At 74.6% G+C, this 18,150-nt stretch carries 17 protein-coding genes; 10 read left to right on the top strand and 7 right to left on the bottom strand.

Going from position 1 to position 18,150, the window contains the following annotated elements; genetic code table 11:
• Positions 1-29 precede the first annotated feature (29 nt).
• The 6 genes from IF45_RS0103845 to IF45_RS0103820 all read left to right on the top strand — a co-directional run bounded on the left by IF45_RS0103845 (position 30) and on the right by IF45_RS0103820 (position 4,482).
• A complete protein-coding gene (locus IF45_RS0103845; protein WP_030305473.1) occupies positions 30-638 on the top strand; it encodes a TetR family transcriptional regulator in 609 nt (202 codons plus the stop codon).
• 38 nt (positions 639-676) lie between these two features.
• Positions 677-886 (top strand): hypothetical protein, encoded by a 210-nt coding sequence (locus IF45_RS0103840; protein WP_075986005.1) that lies wholly within the window; start codon positions 677-679, stop codon positions 884-886.
• A 74-nt stretch (positions 887-960) separates the two neighbouring features.
• Positions 961-1,197: a helix-turn-helix domain-containing protein gene (locus IF45_RS0103835; RefSeq protein ID WP_003951696.1), complete on the top strand. Its 237-nt coding sequence runs from the start codon at positions 961-963 to the stop codon at positions 1,195-1,197.
• Positions 1,194-2,198: a serine hydrolase domain-containing protein gene (locus IF45_RS0103830; protein WP_030305471.1), complete on the top strand. Its 1,005-nt coding sequence runs from the start codon at positions 1,194-1,196 to the stop codon at positions 2,196-2,198. The genes IF45_RS0103835 and IF45_RS0103830 overlap by 4 nt, the downstream gene beginning before the upstream one ends.
• A gap of 29 nt (positions 2,199-2,227) precedes the next feature.
• Positions 2,228-3,076, top strand: a complete 849-nt coding sequence (locus tag IF45_RS0103825; RefSeq protein ID WP_037637576.1) for a hypothetical protein — start codon at positions 2,228-2,230, stop codon at positions 3,074-3,076.
• 38 nt (positions 3,077-3,114) lie between these two features.
• Entirely contained in the window at positions 3,115-4,482 is a 1,368-nt protein-coding gene (locus IF45_RS0103820; protein WP_030305470.1) for a cell wall assembly regulator, read from the top strand.
• 147 nt (positions 4,483-4,629) lie between these two features.
• Here the strand turns inward: IF45_RS0103820 and IF45_RS0103815 are convergent, their stop codons facing one another.
• The 6 genes from IF45_RS0103815 to IF45_RS0103790 form a co-directional block, all read right to left on the bottom strand.
• Positions 4,630-4,944, bottom strand: a complete 315-nt coding sequence (locus tag IF45_RS0103815; protein WP_010641131.1) for a beta/gamma crystallin domain-containing protein — start codon at positions 4,942-4,944, stop codon at positions 4,630-4,632.
• A gap of 361 nt (positions 4,945-5,305) precedes the next feature.
• A complete protein-coding gene (locus IF45_RS0103810; RefSeq protein ID WP_010641132.1) occupies positions 5,306-6,460 on the bottom strand; it encodes an XdhC family protein in 1,155 nt (384 codons plus the stop codon).
• Between the two features lie 55 nt (positions 6,461-6,515).
• Positions 6,516-7,970: an NCS2 family permease gene (locus IF45_RS0103805; protein ID WP_003951690.1), complete on the bottom strand. Its 1,455-nt coding sequence runs from the start codon at positions 7,968-7,970 to the stop codon at positions 6,516-6,518.
• 282 nt (positions 7,971-8,252) lie between these two features.
• Positions 8,253-10,637: a xanthine dehydrogenase subunit D gene (pucD, locus tag IF45_RS0103800; protein WP_018469130.1), complete on the bottom strand. Its 2,385-nt coding sequence runs from the start codon at positions 10,635-10,637 to the stop codon at positions 8,253-8,255.
• Positions 10,634-11,233 (bottom strand): (2Fe-2S)-binding protein, encoded by a 600-nt coding sequence (locus IF45_RS0103795; protein WP_018469131.1) that lies wholly within the window; start codon positions 11,231-11,233, stop codon positions 10,634-10,636. Before IF45_RS0103795 ends, pucD begins: the two co-directional genes overlap by 4 nt.
• Complete coding sequence (locus tag IF45_RS0103790) at positions 11,224-12,102, bottom strand: FAD binding domain-containing protein (protein ID WP_018469132.1); 879 nt, start codon at positions 12,100-12,102, stop codon at positions 11,224-11,226. Before IF45_RS0103790 ends, IF45_RS0103795 begins: the two co-directional genes overlap by 10 nt.
• Positions 12,103-12,509: 407 nt before the next feature.
• On the opposite strand from IF45_RS0103790, the gene IF45_RS0103785 reads away from it, so the two are divergent.
• The 3 genes from IF45_RS0103785 (at position 12,510) to IF45_RS0103775 (ending at position 16,282) form a co-directional block, all read left to right on the top strand.
• Complete coding sequence (locus tag IF45_RS0103785; RefSeq protein ID WP_010641141.1) at positions 12,510-14,183, top strand: PucR family transcriptional regulator; 1,674 nt, start codon at positions 12,510-12,512, stop codon at positions 14,181-14,183.
• 173 nt (positions 14,184-14,356) lie between these two features.
• The gene (locus tag IF45_RS0103780; RefSeq protein WP_030305468.1) at positions 14,357-15,103 is read left to right on the top strand and encodes an SAM-dependent methyltransferase; all 747 of its coding nucleotides are present in this window, start codon (positions 14,357-14,359) and stop codon (positions 15,101-15,103) included.
• A gap of 360 nt (positions 15,104-15,463) precedes the next feature.
• Positions 15,464-16,282, top strand: a complete 819-nt coding sequence (locus IF45_RS0103775) for a hypothetical protein (RefSeq protein WP_370443941.1) — start codon at positions 15,464-15,466, stop codon at positions 16,280-16,282.
• Positions 16,283-16,300: 18 nt separating this feature from the next.
• Here IF45_RS0103775 and IF45_RS0103770 read toward each other — a convergent pair whose 3' ends face one another.
• Positions 16,301-17,056: a GntR family transcriptional regulator gene (locus IF45_RS0103770; RefSeq protein WP_008412241.1), complete on the bottom strand. Its 756-nt coding sequence runs from the start codon at positions 17,054-17,056 to the stop codon at positions 16,301-16,303.
• A gap of 164 nt (positions 17,057-17,220) precedes the next feature.
• On the opposite strand from IF45_RS0103770, the gene IF45_RS0103765 reads away from it, so the two are divergent.
• The gene (locus IF45_RS0103765; RefSeq protein WP_008412240.1) at positions 17,221-18,093 is read left to right on the top strand and encodes a (2Fe-2S)-binding protein; all 873 of its coding nucleotides are present in this window, start codon (positions 17,221-17,223) and stop codon (positions 18,091-18,093) included.
• Positions 18,094-18,150: the final 57 nt, after the last annotated feature.

Here is an 18,150-nt window from a genome sequence, read left to right as displayed (position 1 = left end):
AGTCGAAGACATCGGGGTAGCATGGCTGCGTGACCTCCCGCCCCGGCCTCTCCCTGGCCCAGCGCAAACGCCAGCTCGTGGCGGACGAGCTGACCGAGGCAGCGCTGCAACTGCTGGCACTGAGGGGCTTCGACGGGGTGACGGTCGACGAGATCGTGGCCGCCGCCGGGGTCTCCAAGCGGACCTTCTTCCGCTACTTCGCCTCCAAGGAGGACGTGGTCGTCCAGTTCCTGGCCGACATGGGCACCGACATGTGCGCGGAGCTGGCCTCCCGCCCCGCCGGGGAACCCCCGTCGACCGCGCTCCTGCGTACCGTCCTGGTCCCCCTCACCACCTGCGGCGCCCACTCCGAGAAGGCACTGCCGCTGGTCCGGCTCATCCTGCGCACCCCGGCCCTGCACGCCCGCTTCCTCGAACGCCAGGCCCAGTGGCGCGAGGGCCTGAGCACGGAACTCGCCCGCCGCCTGGGGCTCGACCCCGCCGCCGACCTGTACCCGCACCTGGCCGCCGGCATGGCCCTGACCGCCTTCGACACCGTCCTGTGGCGGTGGAGCGAGAGCGAGGCCGGCGACGACCCGACCGAACTGGCCGAGCAGGCGTTCGCGGTCATCGGGACGAGCCTGGACACCGTGGGCTGACGCCGACGGCCATCCCGAGGTCATCCCGTACCGTCCGGGTGGAGACGGGGGAACCGGCCCCCGGCGACGACGACATCGATGGGGCCGCCTTCTTCGGGCTGCCCGGCGCACTCCGCCTGCTCGGCCGGCTGGACAGCCCGGCGCAGCGGGAGCCGATCGTGGGGTACCTGTCGGGCGAGGTGGCGCCGGGAACGATGTGGCTCTACCGGAACGACGGCACGGACGAGACGCTCGTCGCCCGCTGGTGAGCACACCCCACGACGCGACCCCACCGCCGTCAACTTCCATTGACGCCCGGCGAGCGGTCAACCATGATTGACGCATGGACGCGGAAGAGTTGACGAGCCTCGCGGCGTCGACCGCCGACGAGGACCCCTTGGCGGGACTGGGCTCGGTGGCGCGGCTCCGCGCGGAGACGGAACGTACCGAAGCGGTGCTGGTACGTCGGGCACGCAACAACGGGGCGACGTGGCCGCAGATCGCCGCCGCCCTCGGCGTGTCGAAGCAGGCGGTGCACAAGAAGCACAGCGGGCGAGGTCTGCCGGGCGGGCGGGCGTGAGCCCGGCGGTCCACGGTGACGAGCGGCTGGCCGCCCGGCTCGGCGAGTTGCTGGGCCCGCGTCACCCGGTGGCCGGGGCAGCCGTCGTCTCGCCGCGCGGGACGGTCCTGGCGGCCCGGGGCACCGGCCCGGACGGCGACTTCGAGATCGGTTCGGTCTCCAAGGGCGTCACCGGGCTGCTGTACGCCGACGCGGTGGCACGGGGCGAGGTCGCACCGGAGACGCCCCTCGGCGAGCTGCTGCCGCTGGGCGGCACCCCCGCCGCGCGGGTGACTCTGCGGTCCCTCGGCACGCACCGCTCCGGCCTGCCCAGGCTGCCCGCGTCCGCGCACCCGTGGCGGCGCACCCTGGCCCTGTGGCGCCACGGCACCAACCCGTACGGCGAGGACCTCGCCGGCCTCCTCGGCCAGGCCCGGGGTGTGCCCGTCGGCAGGCCCCGCCCCCGCTACTCCAACCTCGGGTTCGAACTCCTCGGCCACGCCCTCGCCCACGCCGCGAGGACGACCTACGCGCATCTCGTCCGGCAGCGCCTGGCCACCCCGCTGAACCTCGACTGCTTCTACGTCCCCGCCACGCCCGCCCAGCTCCGGCCCGGGGCACTTCCCGGCCGGAGCCGCGGCGGACGGCCACGGCAGCCCTGGACCGGGGAGGGGCTCGGGCCCGCCGGGGGCATCCGGGCTTCGCTCGCCGACATGGCCCGCCTCACCGCGGCCCTGCTCGACGGGAGCGCCGCGGGCGTCGGCGCGCTCGACCCGGTGGCCTCGTTCGGGGTGGGCGCCCGCATCGGCGCCGCGTGGATCACGGTCGAGGTCGACGGCCGGCCGGTCACCTGGCACAACGGCGGCACCGGCGGCTTCCGGTCCTGGCTCGGACTCGACCGCGCCACCGGCACCGGTCTCGTCCTCCTCTCGGCCACGGCCGCGTCGGTCGACCGGCAGGGGTTCGCGCTGCTGGCGGAGTACAGCGGCGGCAAGGGCGACAGCGGGAGAAACGGGCGGTGAGGCCGGCCGGGCGGACGCGCATGAGGGCGGTGGCGGCTCTGGTCGCCGGCTGCCTGGCGGGCGTGGCGGGGTGCGGCAGCCCGGACGGGGACGAGAGCGGTGCACGGGAGGCACGGGCGGACCGTGCCCGGAAGGTGGCAGCGGCATGGGAGGGGTCGGCCGCCGCCGAGGCGTGGCGGACCGGCTACCACCCCGTGGAGGCGGCGGTCCGGCCACCGAGGGGCGCGCTGCGGGACGCGGCGGACGAACGGGCCTACGAGGAACGCCACTTCGCGATGGGCGGCAAGCTCCCCGCGCAGCAGCCCGGAGACGGAACGGTGCGGTGGGGCGAGGGGGACTCGCTGAAGCGCCCGGTGCAGGGCGCCGCGGAGTCGTACCGGGCGCTGGTCGCCGGCGGCGGGGGCGAGGGCGCGCCGCTCACGGTGACCGGCGCGGAACGCGGCGAGATGCGGCTCGCCACCAGCCGGGGACCGGCCACCGTCCCGGCGTGGCTCTTCCGGCTGGAGGGGTACGACGCGCCCCTCAGCTGGGCCGCGGTCACGCCGTCCCCGCTCCCCCGGTCACCGATCGCCCGGAGCGGCGGGGCGCCCCAGGTCGACCGGATCGTCGCCACCTCCCGCGACGGGCGGGCGGTGACCGTGATCGCCCTGCACGGCGCGTGCGACGACGGCGCGGTGGTGGAGGCCCTGGAGTCGCGCGGCAGCGTGGTGCTGTCGGGCTCGGTGAGGGGACAGGAGCCCGGCAACTGCACCAAGCAGGCGATCGAACAGCGGGTCACCGTGAAGCTGGAGCGCCCGGTGGGTGAGCGGGTGCTGCTGGACGCGCACACCGGGCAGCCGCTGCCCTACGCCGGGCCGCGCGAGCCCGGGGCGGGCTGACGGTGAGCGGGCGGGGCCGGATCGCGTACCGTCCGGCCATGACCGACGGCACCTCCCGCCCGCTCACCCTCGAAGCCCTCGCCACCTGGGAGCCCGTCCTGCGGCTCCTGCGGGACGGCTCCTCCTCCGCCCGGAGGTCGGGACATGTCGCACGCCACAGCTGGAGTCTCGGCCTGCGGCGACCGCCGTTGCCACGGCCGGGCAGAACCGCGCGGTCCGAGCGGATACGGGCGGAGGCCGAGGCCGTCGAACCGGTACGGAGCGCGCTCGCGGAGGCGGGCGTCGACGGGGTCTCCTTCGTGGCGGACCTGGCCGAGAACGGCTCTGCCGTGCTGCACCTGCTGTGGCCCGGCCCTGGGGTGGCGTACGGGACAACGGGCGCCTACCCGCTGGTAGTTGTCCTTGTCGAGGGGGCCTTGCCCGAGCCGTGGCGGCGCCTGCCCGACCCCGTGCCCGGCGCGGTGGCGGCCCCTTCGGCGTCGCCGGTGGCGCTGGAGCGGATGCTGCGCGAGCGGCTGCCCGGCGTGGGGGCCGGGACGACGGAGTCGGAGGTGGCCGCCGCCGGGGCGCGGCTCGGTCGGCCGCTCCCGGAGGAACTGGCCGTGCTGTACCGGGTGATCGGGGCCGCGCGGGATGGCGACACGGCCCGGAGGGTGGCGGAACGCGCGGCGCCGGTGCTCGGCTGCGCACTGCTGCCGCTGGACGCGGTGTACGTGGCCGACGCCGCCACCCGCGAGGTGGGCTGGGAGTGGGGCGCGACGGCGGCCGTCGTCACGGGGCCGGGTGCCCGCGTGCAGGGACTCGCGGGCTCGCCGGGGTGGATCGTCTTCGGCGAGGCGGACGGCGACCGGCTGGCCGTCGATCTGACTCCCGGCCCGCGCGGCCACCTCGGGCAGATCGTCCGGCTCGACCACGAGCAGGTCATCGGCGCGGAGCTCGTCGCCGACTCCCTCACCGACCTGGTGGCCGGGCGGCGCGGGGAGGAGACGGAGGTCCGGCCCGGGGAGCGGTCGCCGGTGGTGGCCCGGGTCAACGCCAAGGGCCTGCCCCATGTCGAGGCCGCCGCTGACCCCGCCCTGGAGGTGCTGACGATCGGTGTCCGCGACGGTGCGCCGATGAGCCTCGCCGCCCTCGTCGGGCTCCCCCGGCTGCGCACCCTGACGGCGTATCCGGGCACGCTCACCGATCCGCTGGAAGTCGGGCGGCTCACCGGGCTGGAGTTCCTGCGGCTGGGTGTCGAGGAGTGGCGGGTCCTGCTGGACGCCGGCGCGGTGCCGCCCACCCTCGCGGCGGCGGCGGTCGAGACACACGGCGCCCCGGACCCACTGGCCGTCGCCGCCCTCACCGACGCCCTGCTCACCCTCCGGGGCCGGCCCCCGATCAGGCAGACGGTGATCGAGGGGTAGGCGGTGCCGCGTGACAACACGCCCGCACCGTCTGGCAGGACTCCGAGCCGGCCGGTTCACGCGGAGGTGACCGGCGGGGAGGCCCCGGCCCGCAGGCCGCCGCACACGGCGCGGGACGGGGCCTCCCCGGAATTCACCGTCGGAGCGTCAGAGAATTTCGATGGCCTTGACCTTCGGCGGGCGGTTCGGGTACGAAATCACTTTGTTGCGGCCGATCTTGACGACATCGCCATTGGCGTCGTAGTACTTCACGACGTTGTTTCCGGTCGAGATCTTGTCGACCCACCAGTTGCCGAAGTTGGTCTTGCCGCGATTCGCGTAGCAGTCCACGCTGTCGCGCCCGTTCAGGTGCGACCAGATCTTCAGATATCCGCGGCCCGGGTCACAGGTGACGTGGTCGATGGCGGAGGCGGAACCCGCAGGTCCCACCAGGGTGAACGCGGTGGCCGCGGCGAGCGCCATGGCCGTCGCGCGTACGGTATTCATCGTCCTCGAGAACACGCATTCCCTTTCGGTCGTCTCAGTCGTCCCGGTCGGATACGGGATCGACTCGGCCGCCCTGTCCGCGCATCGGGCAAGGCGGCACTGATGACGCATCGTAGGGAGGAATAGCGTCTCGCCGGCCGGTCCGGGAGGCGATTCACCTGAACGGGAACACCCGCCAGAGAGTCAGGACTTCACCTGTCCCGGAGGGGAGAAGAAGAGAAACGATATTCCCCCGGGCTCGCTTTTCGCCGCCGCATTCGCGGCGTGGGGCGGGTACGCCGGCTCCGTCGCGGCGACGGTGAGCGGGGGCCGCTTCCGGGGGGGCGAGGGTGGTGCCTCAAGCCGCCGACCCCACCCGTCCCTCCGGTCCGTCGGCCTCGTCGTGGTGGATCGGTGTGTGCGCGCCCCGGAGGGGGACGCCGGTGCCGCCCCGGCGGAGGGCGACGATCTCGGCGGCGATGGAGAGGGCGGTCTCCTCGGGGCTGTGGGCGCCGAGGTCGAGGCCGATCGGGGAGCGGAGTCGGGCCAGGGCGGTTTCGGGGAGGCCGGCTTCGCGGAGGCGGGCGTTGCGGTCGAGGTGGGTGCGGCGGGAGCCCATGGCGCCGACGTAGGCGACGGGGAGGGTCAGGGCGAGACGGAGCAGGGGGATGTCGAACTTGGCGTCGTGGGTCAGGACGCAGAGCACGGTGCGGGCGTCGGTCTCGGTCCGTTCCAGGTAGCGGTGGGGCCAGTCGACGACGATCTCGTCGGCGTCGGGGAAGCGGGCGGCGGTGGCGAAGACGGGGCGGGCGTCGCAGAGGGTGACGCGGTAGCCGAGGAAGCGGCCGATGCGGACCAGGGCCGAGGCGAAGTCGATGGCGCCGAAGACGATCATGCGCGGGGCGGGCATGTTCGCGACCACCAGCAGTCCGGTGCGCGGGCCGCACCCGGGGCTGCCGTCACCGCCGACGGTGACGTGGGCGGTGCGTCCGGCGTCGAGGAGGGCGGTGGCCTGAGAGGCGGCGGCCCGTTCCACGGCGGGCTGGGCGCCCAGCGCGCTGGTGGCCGGCGCGTCGGTGCGGACCAGCAGGGGCAGGCCGAGGAGTTCGGCGGGGCCCTCGGTGACGAGGGCGAGGGCCGCCGCCTCGCCGCGGATCGCGGCGGCGAGGGCGGCGGCCAGGACCGGCCGGGCGGGATCGCCGCGGCGGACCGGGGTGACCAGGATGTCGATGACACCGCCGCAGGTCAGACCGACCGCGAAGGCGTCGTCGTCGCTGTAGCCGAAGCGTTCGCGGACGGGGTGGCCGTCCTCGATGGCCTGGCGGCACAGGTCGTAGACGGCGCCCTCGACGCAGCCGCCGGAGACGGAGCCGATGACGGTTCCGCCGGCGTCGACGGCGAGTGCGGCGCCGGGCCGGCGGGGCGCGCTGCCGGAGACCGCCACGACGGTGGCGACGGCGAAATCACGGTCCTGCTCGGTCCAGCCGTGCAGTTCGGCGGCGATGTCCAGCACGGTCCTTCTCCTTTGCGCGGTGACGCGGGTTACGCGGCTGCGGGAGCGGGCGGCGTCACTTCACGCCGAGCCAGCTCTCGATCGGGCTGAGGGCGAAATAGATGAGGAAGACGGCGGCCAGAACCCACATGAAGGCTCCGACCTGGCGGAACTTACCTTGCGCGGCCTTGATCGCGACATAGGAGACGACGCCCGCACCGACTCCGGCGGTGATCGAGTAGGTGAACGGCATGAGGACGACGGTGAGGAAGACCGGCACGGCCACCGAGCGGTCGGCCCAGTCGACGTGCCGGGCGTTCTGCATCATCATCGCGCCGATGACGACCAGCGCGGCCGCCGCGATGGGGCCGGGCACGATCTGCGCCAGCGGCGTGAAGAAGAGCCCGGCGGCGAAGAGCAGGCCGGTGACGACCGAGGAGAGGCCGGTACGGGCGCCCTCGCCGACGCCGGTGGCCGACTCGACGAAGACGGTCTGTCCGGAGGCACCGGCCACGCCGCCGATCGCGCCGCCGGCGCCGTCGACGAAGAGGGCCTTGGAGAGGCCGGGCATCCGGCCCTGCTCGTCGGCGAGGTTCGCCTCGGTGCCGACGCCGATGATGGTGGCCATGGCGTCGAAGAACCCGGCGAGGACCAGGGTGAAGACGATCATGCCGACGGTGAGCGCGCCGACCGACCCCCAGCCGCCGAACTCGACATGGCCGAAGAGGCCGAAGTCGGGCATGGAGACGGCGCTGCCGCTCAGTTCGGGAGCGCTGCCGCCCCACGCCTTGGGGCCGAGGTCCCCGACGGCGTTGACGATGACGGCCAGCACGGTGCCGGTGACGATGCCGATGAGGATGGCGCCGGGCACGTTGCGCGCCTGGAGCATGAAGATCAGCAGCAGGGTGACGCAGAAGAGCAGCACGGGCCAGCCGCTGAGCTGGCCGCCGGTGCCGAGGGTGACCGGGTTGCCCTTGCCGACGAAGCCGGCGTTGTAGAGGCCGATCAGGGCGATGAAGGCGCCGATGCCGATGGTGATGCCGTGTTTGAGGGCGAGCGGGATGGCGTTCATGATCGTCTCGCGGAGCCCGGTGACCACCAGCAGGATGATGACCAGGCCGTACATGACGCACATGCCCATCGCCTGCGGCCACGTCATGTACGGGGCGACCTGGGTGGCGAGGACGCCGGAGACCGAGAGTCCGGCCGCCAGTGCGAGGGGCACCTTGCCGACGAAGCCCATGAGCAGGGTGGAGACGGCGGCGGCGAGCGCGGTGGCGGTGATGAGCCCGGCGTGGTCGAGGCGGTTGCCGGCGACGTCGGGGCCGGAGAGCAGCAGCGGGTTGAGCAGCAGGATGTAGCACATCGCCATGAAGGTGGTGACGCCGCCGCGTATCTCGCGGCCGAAGGTCGAACCCCGGTCGGTGATGTGGAAGTACCGGTCGAGCCAGGAGCGCCCCGCCGGGACGCGCGAGCCGTCGCCCGCGTCGTCGGCGGTGGTCGTCCCCGGCTTGAGGGACTGGTCGGACATGAGGGTGTCTCCCGTGGGTCACAGAGGGCCCGTACGGCCGGACGCGGTACGGGTGGGGTGGTGCGCTGGACGCAAGACCCGGGGGACGGCCCGAGACGAACGGTCCGCGTCCGGCGCCCTCTTCGGGCGGCGGGCGGGGGATGGTGCGGTGGGGCGGGGCCGTGAGCGGGCGGCCCCGCGGCTCCGGGCGGCGCGGGCGTGCGGAAAGGCGTGACGTTTCCTGGGAGGCACGCACCGCCCGGAGGCGGGTGGGCCGCCCCGCGCGGGGCGGGACGGCGCCGGTCAGCTCCCGGTGAGGTGCTCCGGGCGGACCGGGGTCCGGTTCAGCTCCAGGCCGGTGGCCGCGCGGATCGCCGCGAGGACCGCCGGGGTGGAGGAGAGGGTCGGCGCCTCACCGACGCCGCGCAGCCCGTAGGGGGCGTGGTCGTCGGCGAGTTCGAGGACGTCGACCGGGATGGTCGGGGTGTCGAGGATGGTCGGGATCAGGTAGTCGGTGAAGGAGGGGTTGCGGACCTTGGCGGTGGCCGGGTCCACGACGATCTCCTCCATGACGGCGACGCCCAGGCCCTGGGTGGAGCCGCCCTGGATCTGGCCGACCACGGAGAGCGGATTGAGGGCCTTGCCGACGTCCTGGGCGCAGGCCAGCTCCACCACCTTCACCAGGCCGAGTTCGGTGTCGACCTCGACGACGGCCCGGTGGGCGGCGAAGGAGTACTGCACGTGCCCGTTGCCCTGCCCGGTGCGCAGGTCGAAGGGTTCGGTGGGCCGGTGGCGCCACTCCAGCTCCAGGTCGACCACCTCGTCGCCGAGGACCTCGGCGAGGCTCGCCAGCACCTCCCCGCCGTCGGTGACGACCTTGCCGCCCTCCAGGAGGAGTTCGGCGGTGGCCCACGCCGGGTGGTACGTGCCGAGCTTGGCGCGCCCCCGTTCCAGCACCTTCTCGCGGACCGCCTCGCAGGCGTGCTTGACGGCGCCGCCGGTGACGTAGGTCTGCCGGGAGGCGGAGGTCGATCCGGCCGAGCCGACCTGGGTGTCGGCGGGGTGGATGGTGACCTGGGAGACGCCCAGCTCGGTCCGGGCGATCTGGGCGTGGACGGTGATGCCGCCCTGCCCGACCTCGGCCATCGCGGTGTGCACGACGGCGACGGGCTCGCCGCCGGCGACCTGGAGGCGTACCCGGGCGGTCGAGTAGTCGTCGAACCCCTCGGAGAAGCCGACGTTCTTGATGCCGACGGCGTAGCCGACGCCGCGCACGACGCCCTCGCCGTGCGTGGTGTTGGACAGGCCCCCGGGCAGGGCGCGGACGTCGGCGGGGCCGCCGGCCGACTCCCACTGGCGCTCGGGCGGCAGCGGGCGGGCCTTGACCCGGCGCAGCAGTTCGGCGACGGGGGCGGGCGAGTCGACGGACTGGCCGGTGGGCAGGACGGAGCCCTGTTCCATGGCGTTGAGCTGCCGCAGCTCCACCGGGTCCATGCCGAGGGCGGCGGCCAGCTTGTCCATCTGCGCCTCGTAGGCGAAGCAGGCCTGGACGGCGCCGAAGCCGCGCATGGCGCCGCAGGGCGGGTTGTTGGTGTAGAGGGCGAGGGTCTCGATCTCGACGTTGTCGATGACGTAGGGGCCCGCGCCGAGCGAGGCCGCGTTGCCGACGACCGCCGGCGAGGAGGAGGCGTACGCGCCGCCGTCCAGGACGATGCGGCAGACCAGGTGGGTGAGCTTGCCGTCGCGGGTCGCGCCGTGCTCGTAGTGGAGCTTGGCGGGGTGGCGGTGGACGTGGCCGAAGAAGGACTCGAAGCGGTTGTAGACCATCTTCACGGGCTTGCCGGTGCGCAGCGCCAGCAGGCAGGCGTGGATCTGCATCGACAGGTCCTCGCGGCCGCCGAAGGCGCCGCCGACGCCGGAGAGCGTCATGCGGACCTTCTCCTCGGGCAGGCCGAGGACGGGGGCGATCTGCCGCAGGTCGGCGTGGAGCCACTGGGTGGCGACGTACAGGTCGACGCCGCCGTCCTCGGCGGGCACCGCGAGCCCCGACTCGGGGCCGAGGAACGCCTGGTCCTGCATGCCGAAGACGTATTCGCCGGTGACCACGACGTCGGCCCGGGCGCGGCCCGCCGCGACGTCGCCGTGGACGATGGGCTGGCGGTGCACGATGTTCGGGTGCGGGGTGTGCGCGGCGTGGTGGTCGTCGCGGCCCTCGTGGAGCAGGGGCGCGCCGGGGGCGGTGGCACTGGCCTCGTCGGTGACGAGGGGCAGTTCCTCGTAGACCACCTTGATCTTGGCCGCCGCGCGGCGGGCCGTCTCGGGGTGGTCGGCGGCGACCAGGGCGACCGGCTCGCCGTGGTGGCGGACCCGGCCGTGGGCGAGGGCCGGGGTGTCCTGGATCTCCAGGCCGTAGTTCTTCACCTCGGCGGGCAGGTCGTCGTGGGTGAGGACCGCGTAGACCCCCGCCTGGGCCAGGGCCTCGCCGGTGTCGACGGAGACGATGCGGGCGTGGGCGTGCGGGGAGCGCAGGGTGTGGCCCCACAGCATGTCCTCGTGCCACATGTCGGAGGCGTACGCGAACTCACCGGTGACCTTGAGGGTGCCGTCGGGCCGCAGCGTCGACTCGCCGATGCCGCCGCGGGTGGCGGAGCCCTGGGTGAGGTGGCCCGGGACGCCGGTGGCGGTCATCGGCTCACCGTGCCTTCCTGGCGGGCGGCGGCGAGGCGGACGGCGTCGAGGATCTTCTCGTAGCCGGTGCAGCGGCAGAGGTTGCCGGAGAGGGCCTCGCGGATGTCGGCGTCGCTGGGCGAGGGGTTGGCCTCCAGCATCTCGTCGGCGGCAACCAGCAGGCCGGGGGTGCAGAAGCCGCACTGGACGGCGCCGGCGTCGATGAACGCCTGCTGGACCGGGGAGAGTTCGGTGCCCTCGCCGGTCTGCGAGTCGGTGCCCCTGGCCGGGTCGGCGCGCCACTGCCTGGCCTCGTCGAGTCCGGTGCCGCAGGCGCCCGAGGCGCAGTCGCCGCCCTCGGTGCGGCAGGCGGCCAGCGCGGCGAGCCCCTCGACGGTGACGATGTCGCGGTCCTGTGCCTGGCCGGCGGCGACCAGACAGGAACAGACCGGCACGCCGTCCAGGCGGACCGTGCAGGAGCCGCACTCCCCCTGTTCGCAGGCGTTCTTGGAGCCGGGCAGGCCCATCCGCTCGCGCAGGACGTAGAGCAGCGACTCGCCCTCCCAGACGTCGTCGGCCTCCTGACGGCGGCCGTTGACGGTGAAGTTCACGCGCATGCGGTGCTCCTCTCGCGGGCGGACCAGGTCCAGCCGAGGGTGCGGCGGGCCAGGACGCCGATGGCGTGGCGGCGGTAGGCGGCGGTGCCGCGGACGTCGTCGATGGGGTTGCAGGCGCCGGCGGCGAGGGTGGCGAACTGCTTGACGAGGGAGTCGGGCAGCGGCGCCTCGCTCTCCCAGTGGTTCCCCTCCTCCAGGGCCGCGTTCAGGAACTCCTCGGCGGCCTTGGCGCGGATGGGGGTGGGCGCGGCCGAGCCGATGCCGGTGCGCACGGTGCGCGTCTCGGGGTGCAGGGCGATCCCGAAGGCGCAGACGGCGATGACCATGGCGTTGCGGGTGCCGACCTTGGAGAACTGCTGCGGTCCGTCGGCCTTGCGGATGCGGACGGCGCGGATCAGCTCGTCGGGGGCGAGGGCGTTGCGCTTCACGCCGGTGTAGAAGTCGTCGACCGGGATGAGCCGGGTGCCGCGTACGGACTCGGCCTCGATCTCGGCGCCCGCGGCGAGCAGCGCCGGGTGGGCGTCGCCGGCCGGGGAGGCCGTGCCGAGGTTGCCGCCGACGCCGCCGCGGTTGCGGATCTGCGGGGAGGCGACCGTGTGCGAGGCGAGGGCGAGGCCGGGCAGATCGCCGCGGAGGTGCTTCATGATGCGGCTGTACGGGACGCTCGCGCCGAGGCGGACGCTGTCGCCGAGGTCCTCCCAGGCGGTCAGCTCCTCGATGCGTCCGAGGTCCAGCAGGTGGTCGGGGCGGCGGTGGTCGAAGTTGATCTCGACCATCACGTCCGTGCCGCCCGCGATCGGCACGGCGGCGGGGTGCTCGGCCTTCGCGGCGAGCGCCTCCTCCCAGCCGGCGGGACGAAGGAAGTCCATGCGGGGCTCTCTTCCGGTGTCGTGGCGTCGATGGCGTACGGGCAGTTCCGGCCGTGCCGTGCGGGGCGGAGCTCGGACGTGCGTCACGGGCCGGTACGGCGGTCCGCCCCGGTGCGGTGCGGTCCGCGGAATCCGGCCCCGTTCGTGCGCTGTTCACGCGAAGTGCGGTCAGTACACAGGTCTGCGGGGCGCCGGGGTCAGTCACTGAACGCATGAAGGAATTGGCTGGCCACGGCAGGCTTCTTGTAGATTCATATGAACGGCGGGGAACGGTAACCTCGCCGTTTCGCCCCGGAAACCACAGACGCGGCCGAGCGGTGTGCGCTCGGCCCTGTCGGAGGCGTCCGGCGTGATACCTGCCCTACCCCTGTCCACCTGTTCCTGAACGAGAGATCGGCGGCGACGAGATGCGGCTGCGCGCCCTGCTTCGGACCGATGGCCTCGGCCTGCGGCTGCTCGGCGGCGAGGACGAGCTGGACCGCACGGTCCGCGGTGTGATGACCACCGACCTGCGCGACCCCAGCCGCTACCTCTCCGGCGGCGAACTGGTCCTCACCGGACTGGCCTGGCGGCACGACCCCGCCGACTCCGAGCCCTTCGTCCGCATCCTCGCGGCCGCCGGGGTGAGCGCCCTCGCCGCCGGTGAGGCGGAGCTGGGCGCGGTCCCCGAGGACCTGGTCGAGGCGTGCGCCCGGCACCGTCTGCCGCTGCTTGCGGTCAACGAGTCGGTCGCCTTCGCCACCATCACCGAACACGTCGTCCGCCGCGTATCGGGCGAGCGCGCCGGGGACCTGGCCGCCGTCGTGGACCGGCACCGGCGGATGATGACGGCCGGGCCCGCGGGCGGCGGCCCCGAGGTCGTCCTCGACCTGCTCGGCTCCGACCTGGACCTGCGCGCCTGGGTCCTCTCCCCCACCGGCCGCCGCGTCGCCGGCCCCCGCGACCAGGAACCGCTCTCCCACGAGACGGCCTCCCGGCTCGCCGCCGACGGCCTCGCCGCGGTCCGTGCCGGACGCCGCCGGCCCGTGCGGACCACCGTCGACGGGGAGGCGTACGCCCTCTTCCCGATCCGTTCGGCGCCCTCGGGCACGTCCCGGGGCCCCGCCGTCGCCGACTGGCTGCTGGCGGTCCGCGCGGACGCGGCCGACTGGCCCGAGGAGCGGCTCGACCTGCTCGACGGGGTCACCCAGCTGATCGCCGTCGAACGCGACCGGCGCGAGGCGGCCCGCACGGTACGGCGCCGGCTCGCCGGGGAGGTGCTGGAACTGGTCCAGTCGGGCGCCGCCCCGGCCGAGATCGCGGCCCGGCTGCGGGTCGCCGCCCCCGTACTGCTGCCCGGGCTCGGTGCCGCCCCGCACTGGCAGGTGGTGGTCGCCACCGCCGAGGGTCCGGGCGCGGGCGGCGGGCAGGCGGCCCAGGCGCTCCTTGAGGAGATCCTGGTGGCGCCGGACGCCCCCGGGCCCGAGCCGGCCGACCGGATCGCGGTGGCCCGCCTCGGCGAGGAGGCCGTGGCGCTGGTCCCGCTGCCCAGCGTGGCCGCCGACGGGGCGCCCACCGGCGAGGAGGCGGACGGCGAGGCTCCCGAGGGCCTGGTCGCCGAGGAACTCCTGGACGCCGTCCGTCTTCCGCTCTCCGCCGGGCTGGGCGACGGCGACCGGATCACGCTGGGCGTCAGCGCGGCCGTCCACTCGGCGGAGGGGCTGCGCGGCGCCCTGGAGGAGGCCCGGCACGCCCGCCGGGTCGCCGCCGCCCGCCCCGGCAGCGTCTGCGCGGCCGGGCACCAGGAGCTGGCCTCGCACGTGCTGCTGCTGCCGTTCGTACCGGACGACGTGCGCCGCGCCTTCACCGCCCGGCTCCTGGACCCGCTGCGCGACTACGACCGCCGCCACCGCGCCGAGCTGGTCCCGACCCTGGAGGCGTTCCTCGACAGCGACGGGTCCTGGACGCGGTGCGCCGCCCGGCTTCATCTCCACGTCAACACCCTGCGCTATCGGGTGGGCAGGATCGAGCAACTGACGGGCCGGGACCTGTCGCGCCTGGAGGACAAGCTCGACTTCTTCCTGGCGCTGCGGATGAGCTGAGCGCGCCGGTAAACGGGTGGAACCGCAGGTCCGGAGCGTCTAGCGTGGCCGGGTCGCTGATCCACACGGACGAACGAGGTGCTTTTCGATGACGGTCCGAGCCATGGCTGCCGACTCCGGTCGGCCGTCCGCCCCCGACGCCATGACCTCATCGAAGACAAGGAACACCCACCGTGGATCTGCCACGCATCATCACCGTTCGCGAGAGTGAGCACCGGCTCCACAACCCGTTCACCCCCGAGAAGCTCGCCGCCCTTGGCGAGGCGCTGCGCCTCGCGCCCGGGGCGCGCGTGCTCGACCTGGCCAGCGGCTCGGGCGAGATGCTCTGCACCTGGGCCCGTGACCTGGGCGTCACCGGCACCGGTGTCGACATCAGCACGCTCTTCACCGAGCAGGCCCGCGCCCGCGCCGCCGAACTCGGCGTCGCCGACCAGGTCTCCTTCGTCCACGGCGACGCCGCCGGCCACGTCTCCGACGAGCCGGTCGACCTCGCCGCGTGCGTCGGCGCCACCTGGATCGGCGGCGGCGTCCCCGGCACCGTCGACCTGCTCGCCCGAAGCCTGCGCCCCGGCGGGCTGATGCTGATCGGCGAGCCGTACTGGCGCCGCGAGGTGCCCGACCAGGAGACCGCCGAGGGCTGCCTCGCCCGCGGCCCGCGGGACTTCCTGCTCCTGCCCGGGCTGATCGGCCTCTTCGGCGACCTCGGGTACGACGTGGTCGAGATGGTCCTGGCCGACCAGGACAGCTGGGACCGCTACCAGGCGGCCCAGTGGCTCACCCTGCGGCGCTGGCTCGACGCCCACCCCGGCGACGAACTGGCCCCCGAGGTCCGGTCCACGCTCGACACCGATCCCGTGCGGTACGCGCGGTATCAGCGCGAGTTCCTGGGCTGGGGGGTGTTTGCGCTGATGCGCAAGTGAGCCCGGCGTCTGTGACGGCTGGGTGAAGGCGGGGCCGGGCTTCTGTCCGGCCCCGCCGCCTGCTGTCCTAGGGCGCCCGGTGTGTCGCGCCCGACGGTCAGCCCTCGGCGCGACCCCGCCCTGCCGAGGCAGAGACTCGCCGCTCCGCGGGTCGTGGCCTCAAGCGCCGGCCGGGCTGGGTGTGCCCCGCAGAGCTGCGTGTGCCCCGGCGCACGCCGGAGCCCGTGCACGAAGGTGATCTTGCGCGCGCTTCAGCGCGCCCCCAAGGATTGTGAAATCTTTCACCCGACCTCTTGGCTCACCGCCACGTTCCGTGCTGAGATGCACGCCACACTCAACGGTGCGCGTGGGGGAGGGAATGTGGCGGACACCGCCATGTCCGATGCGGGTTCTTCGGAGGTCGCCGCAGGGCCGGACGGGGCGGGTCGCCCGCCCGGAACGGCCCGGGAGGCGACCCGCACGGCGGTGTGGCGGCTGCGGTCGCGCGGCTGCTGGGCGGACGCGGCGGCGCTGCTCGCCAAGGCGCACGGGCCCGCCGCCGCGCTGGAGCGGACCGCGCTGCTGGTGGAGCGCTGTCTCTACACGGGACGGGGCTGGGGGGAGGCGGAGGACGGGCTGCGGCAGGCCGAGGCGCTGGCGGGGACCGACGAGGAGCGCGGCGCCGCCGCCTGCGAACGCGGCCACCTCGCGTACGCCTCGACCGTGCTCGGGGTCCGCGACCGCGCCGACGAGGCCCGTTCCGCGCTCGGGCGGGCCGCCGCGCTGCTGACGCCCGCCGCGCCGGGCCGGGCCCTGCTCGACTACCGGCGGGGACTGATCTCCGAGCACATCTCGGATTCCCCGCAGGCCGCCTGCGCCGCCTACCGCCGGGCGCACGCCGGCGCGACCGCCCGCGAGGACGCGCTGCTGCTCTCCTCGACCTGGCGCCATCTGGCCGGGCTCGCCCTGCGCGAGGGTGAGCTGGCGGAGGCCCGGCACGGTTTCGCCCAGTCTCTGCGGCTCCGCGAGGAGCTGGGCTTCCTGGTCGGGACCGCGCCCGCGCTGGCCTCGCTGGCGCAGACCGAGCCGGAGCCGGAGGCGTCCCGCCTGCTGGCGGAGGCACGGCGGCTCTTCGGACTGCTGGGCGGGGTGCCGACCTGGCTGGCGGACCAGCTGGCGCCCGCTCCCGAACCTCTCTGAGGCCGGTGGCGTACGGGGTCAGCGGGCCCCGGCGAAGTGTTCGCGGACCAGGGTCTGGACGGCCGGCAGGTCGCGGCCCGCGAGGGCTTCGAGGAGCGCGAGGTGCTGGGCGGCGTCGGCCACCAGGTCGGTGCGGCGGCGCGAGAGCGGGCCGGTGACCAGGGGCCACTGGGCGCGGCGGTGCAGGTCGGCGGCGACCATGGTGAGCTGCCGGTTGCCGCCGAGGCCGAGGACGGCGCTGTGGAAGGCGCGGTCGGAGTCGGCGTAGCGGGCCCGGTCGCCGGTCTCGGCGGCGGCGACGGTCTCCTCGGCCAGCGGCCGCAGGGCCGTCCACCGGTCGGCGGGGACGGAGTGGGCCAGCCGCAGCATGACGGGGACCTCGATGAGGGCGCGTACCTCGGCGAGTTCGGCGAGTTCGCGGGCGTCCCGTTCGATGACGCGGAACCCCCGGTTCGGCACCACCTCGACGGCGCCCTCGACGGCGAGCTGCTGCATGGCCTCGCGGACCGGGGTGGCGGAGACACCGAAGCGCTCGGCGAGGCCGGGGGCTGAGTAGACCTCGCCGGGCGTGAGGTCGCCCGCGACGAGGGCGGCGCGCAGGCCGTCCAGGACCTGGCCGCGTACCGAGGTGCGCCGCAGCGGGGTGCGGGGGGCCGGGGGTTCGCCGTGGGCCCGGTCCTCGGCGGTGGGCTGGACGGGGACCCGGGGGCGGAGGGCCTCGGCCGGGTGGCCGGGAGCGCCCGGTGTGGCGGCCCGGGGCAGGGCGTGCTCCACTCGGATTCCTCCTCCTCGCGCGGGCTGCCGGGGACGTCGCCCGGGCGCCTGGGCGGCCGGTCCACCCGGTTGCCTGCGTCGAGGATAGGGGAAGGTCAGAAGGAGGAAGGCTGGGGTAAGGTAAGGCTTACCTGCAAACGATCGCGATTCGGTGGTCCTCCCGCATGTCCATCACCGCTCCGGCGCCCGGCGCCCTCCGCCCCCTCCCGGCCTCCCAGCTGGCGGCCGCGTACACCCGGCTGGCCGAGGTCTTCCCCTCGCTGCGCGTCGAAGAGGTCCGTCCGGGCGAGGCGCTTCCCGAGGGCGCGGGGTGGTCCCGGGCCGACCGGCTCGCCGCCGGCGGTGCGGAGCTGGACGCCTTCATCGCCTGGGACGCGGAGCAGGTCCTGCGGGACTACGGCCAGGCCGGCCGCCCGGACGTCATCGCCACCTTCGGCCTCCACCGGTACGCCTGGCCGGCCTGCCTGCTCATCACCCTCCCCTGGTTCCTGCTGGGCCGTGTGCCGCGCTTCCCGGTGGACCAGGTGGCGTACGACCGGGCCGAGGGCCGGATGGCAGTGCGTACCGGCACCTTCGCCTGTCTGCCGGACGACCCGGCGGCGGGAATGCCCGGGGCCCGGGTCGTACCGGACGAGGAGGCGCTGCGGGCCGAGGTGCGGGCCGCGGTCGCCGAACACCTGGAGCCGCTGCTGGCCGGGTTCGGGCCGAGGATGCGGCGGCGCGGGCGGGCGCTGTGGGGCATGGCCACCGACGAGCTGGTCGAGAGCCTCTGGTACCTCGGCCACCTCCTCGGCGAGGAGCAGCGGGTCATGACCGAGCTGGAGCGGCTCCTGCCGGGCGCCACCCGGCCGTACGTGGGGACGGCCGCCTTCCGCGAGCTGACCGGTCCCCAGGGCGAGGCGCTGCCGACCCGGGACCGGGCGAGCTGCTGCATGTTCTACACGCTGCGGCCGGAGGACACCTGCGTGACCTGCCCGCGCACCTGCGACGCGGACCGCGTCAGCAAGCTGACGGCCACGGCGGCCACCACCGCCTGACGCCCGCGCCGGCACCCGGCCCGATCGAACTGAACTCCCTTTTCTCATACGGGTATT

The organism is Streptomyces albidoflavus (genome assembly GCF_000719955.1).
Classification (GTDB): Bacteria; Actinomycetota; Actinomycetes; order Streptomycetales; family Streptomycetaceae; genus Streptomyces; species Streptomyces albidoflavus.
This window is presented reverse-complemented; position numbering and strand designations above follow the sequence as displayed.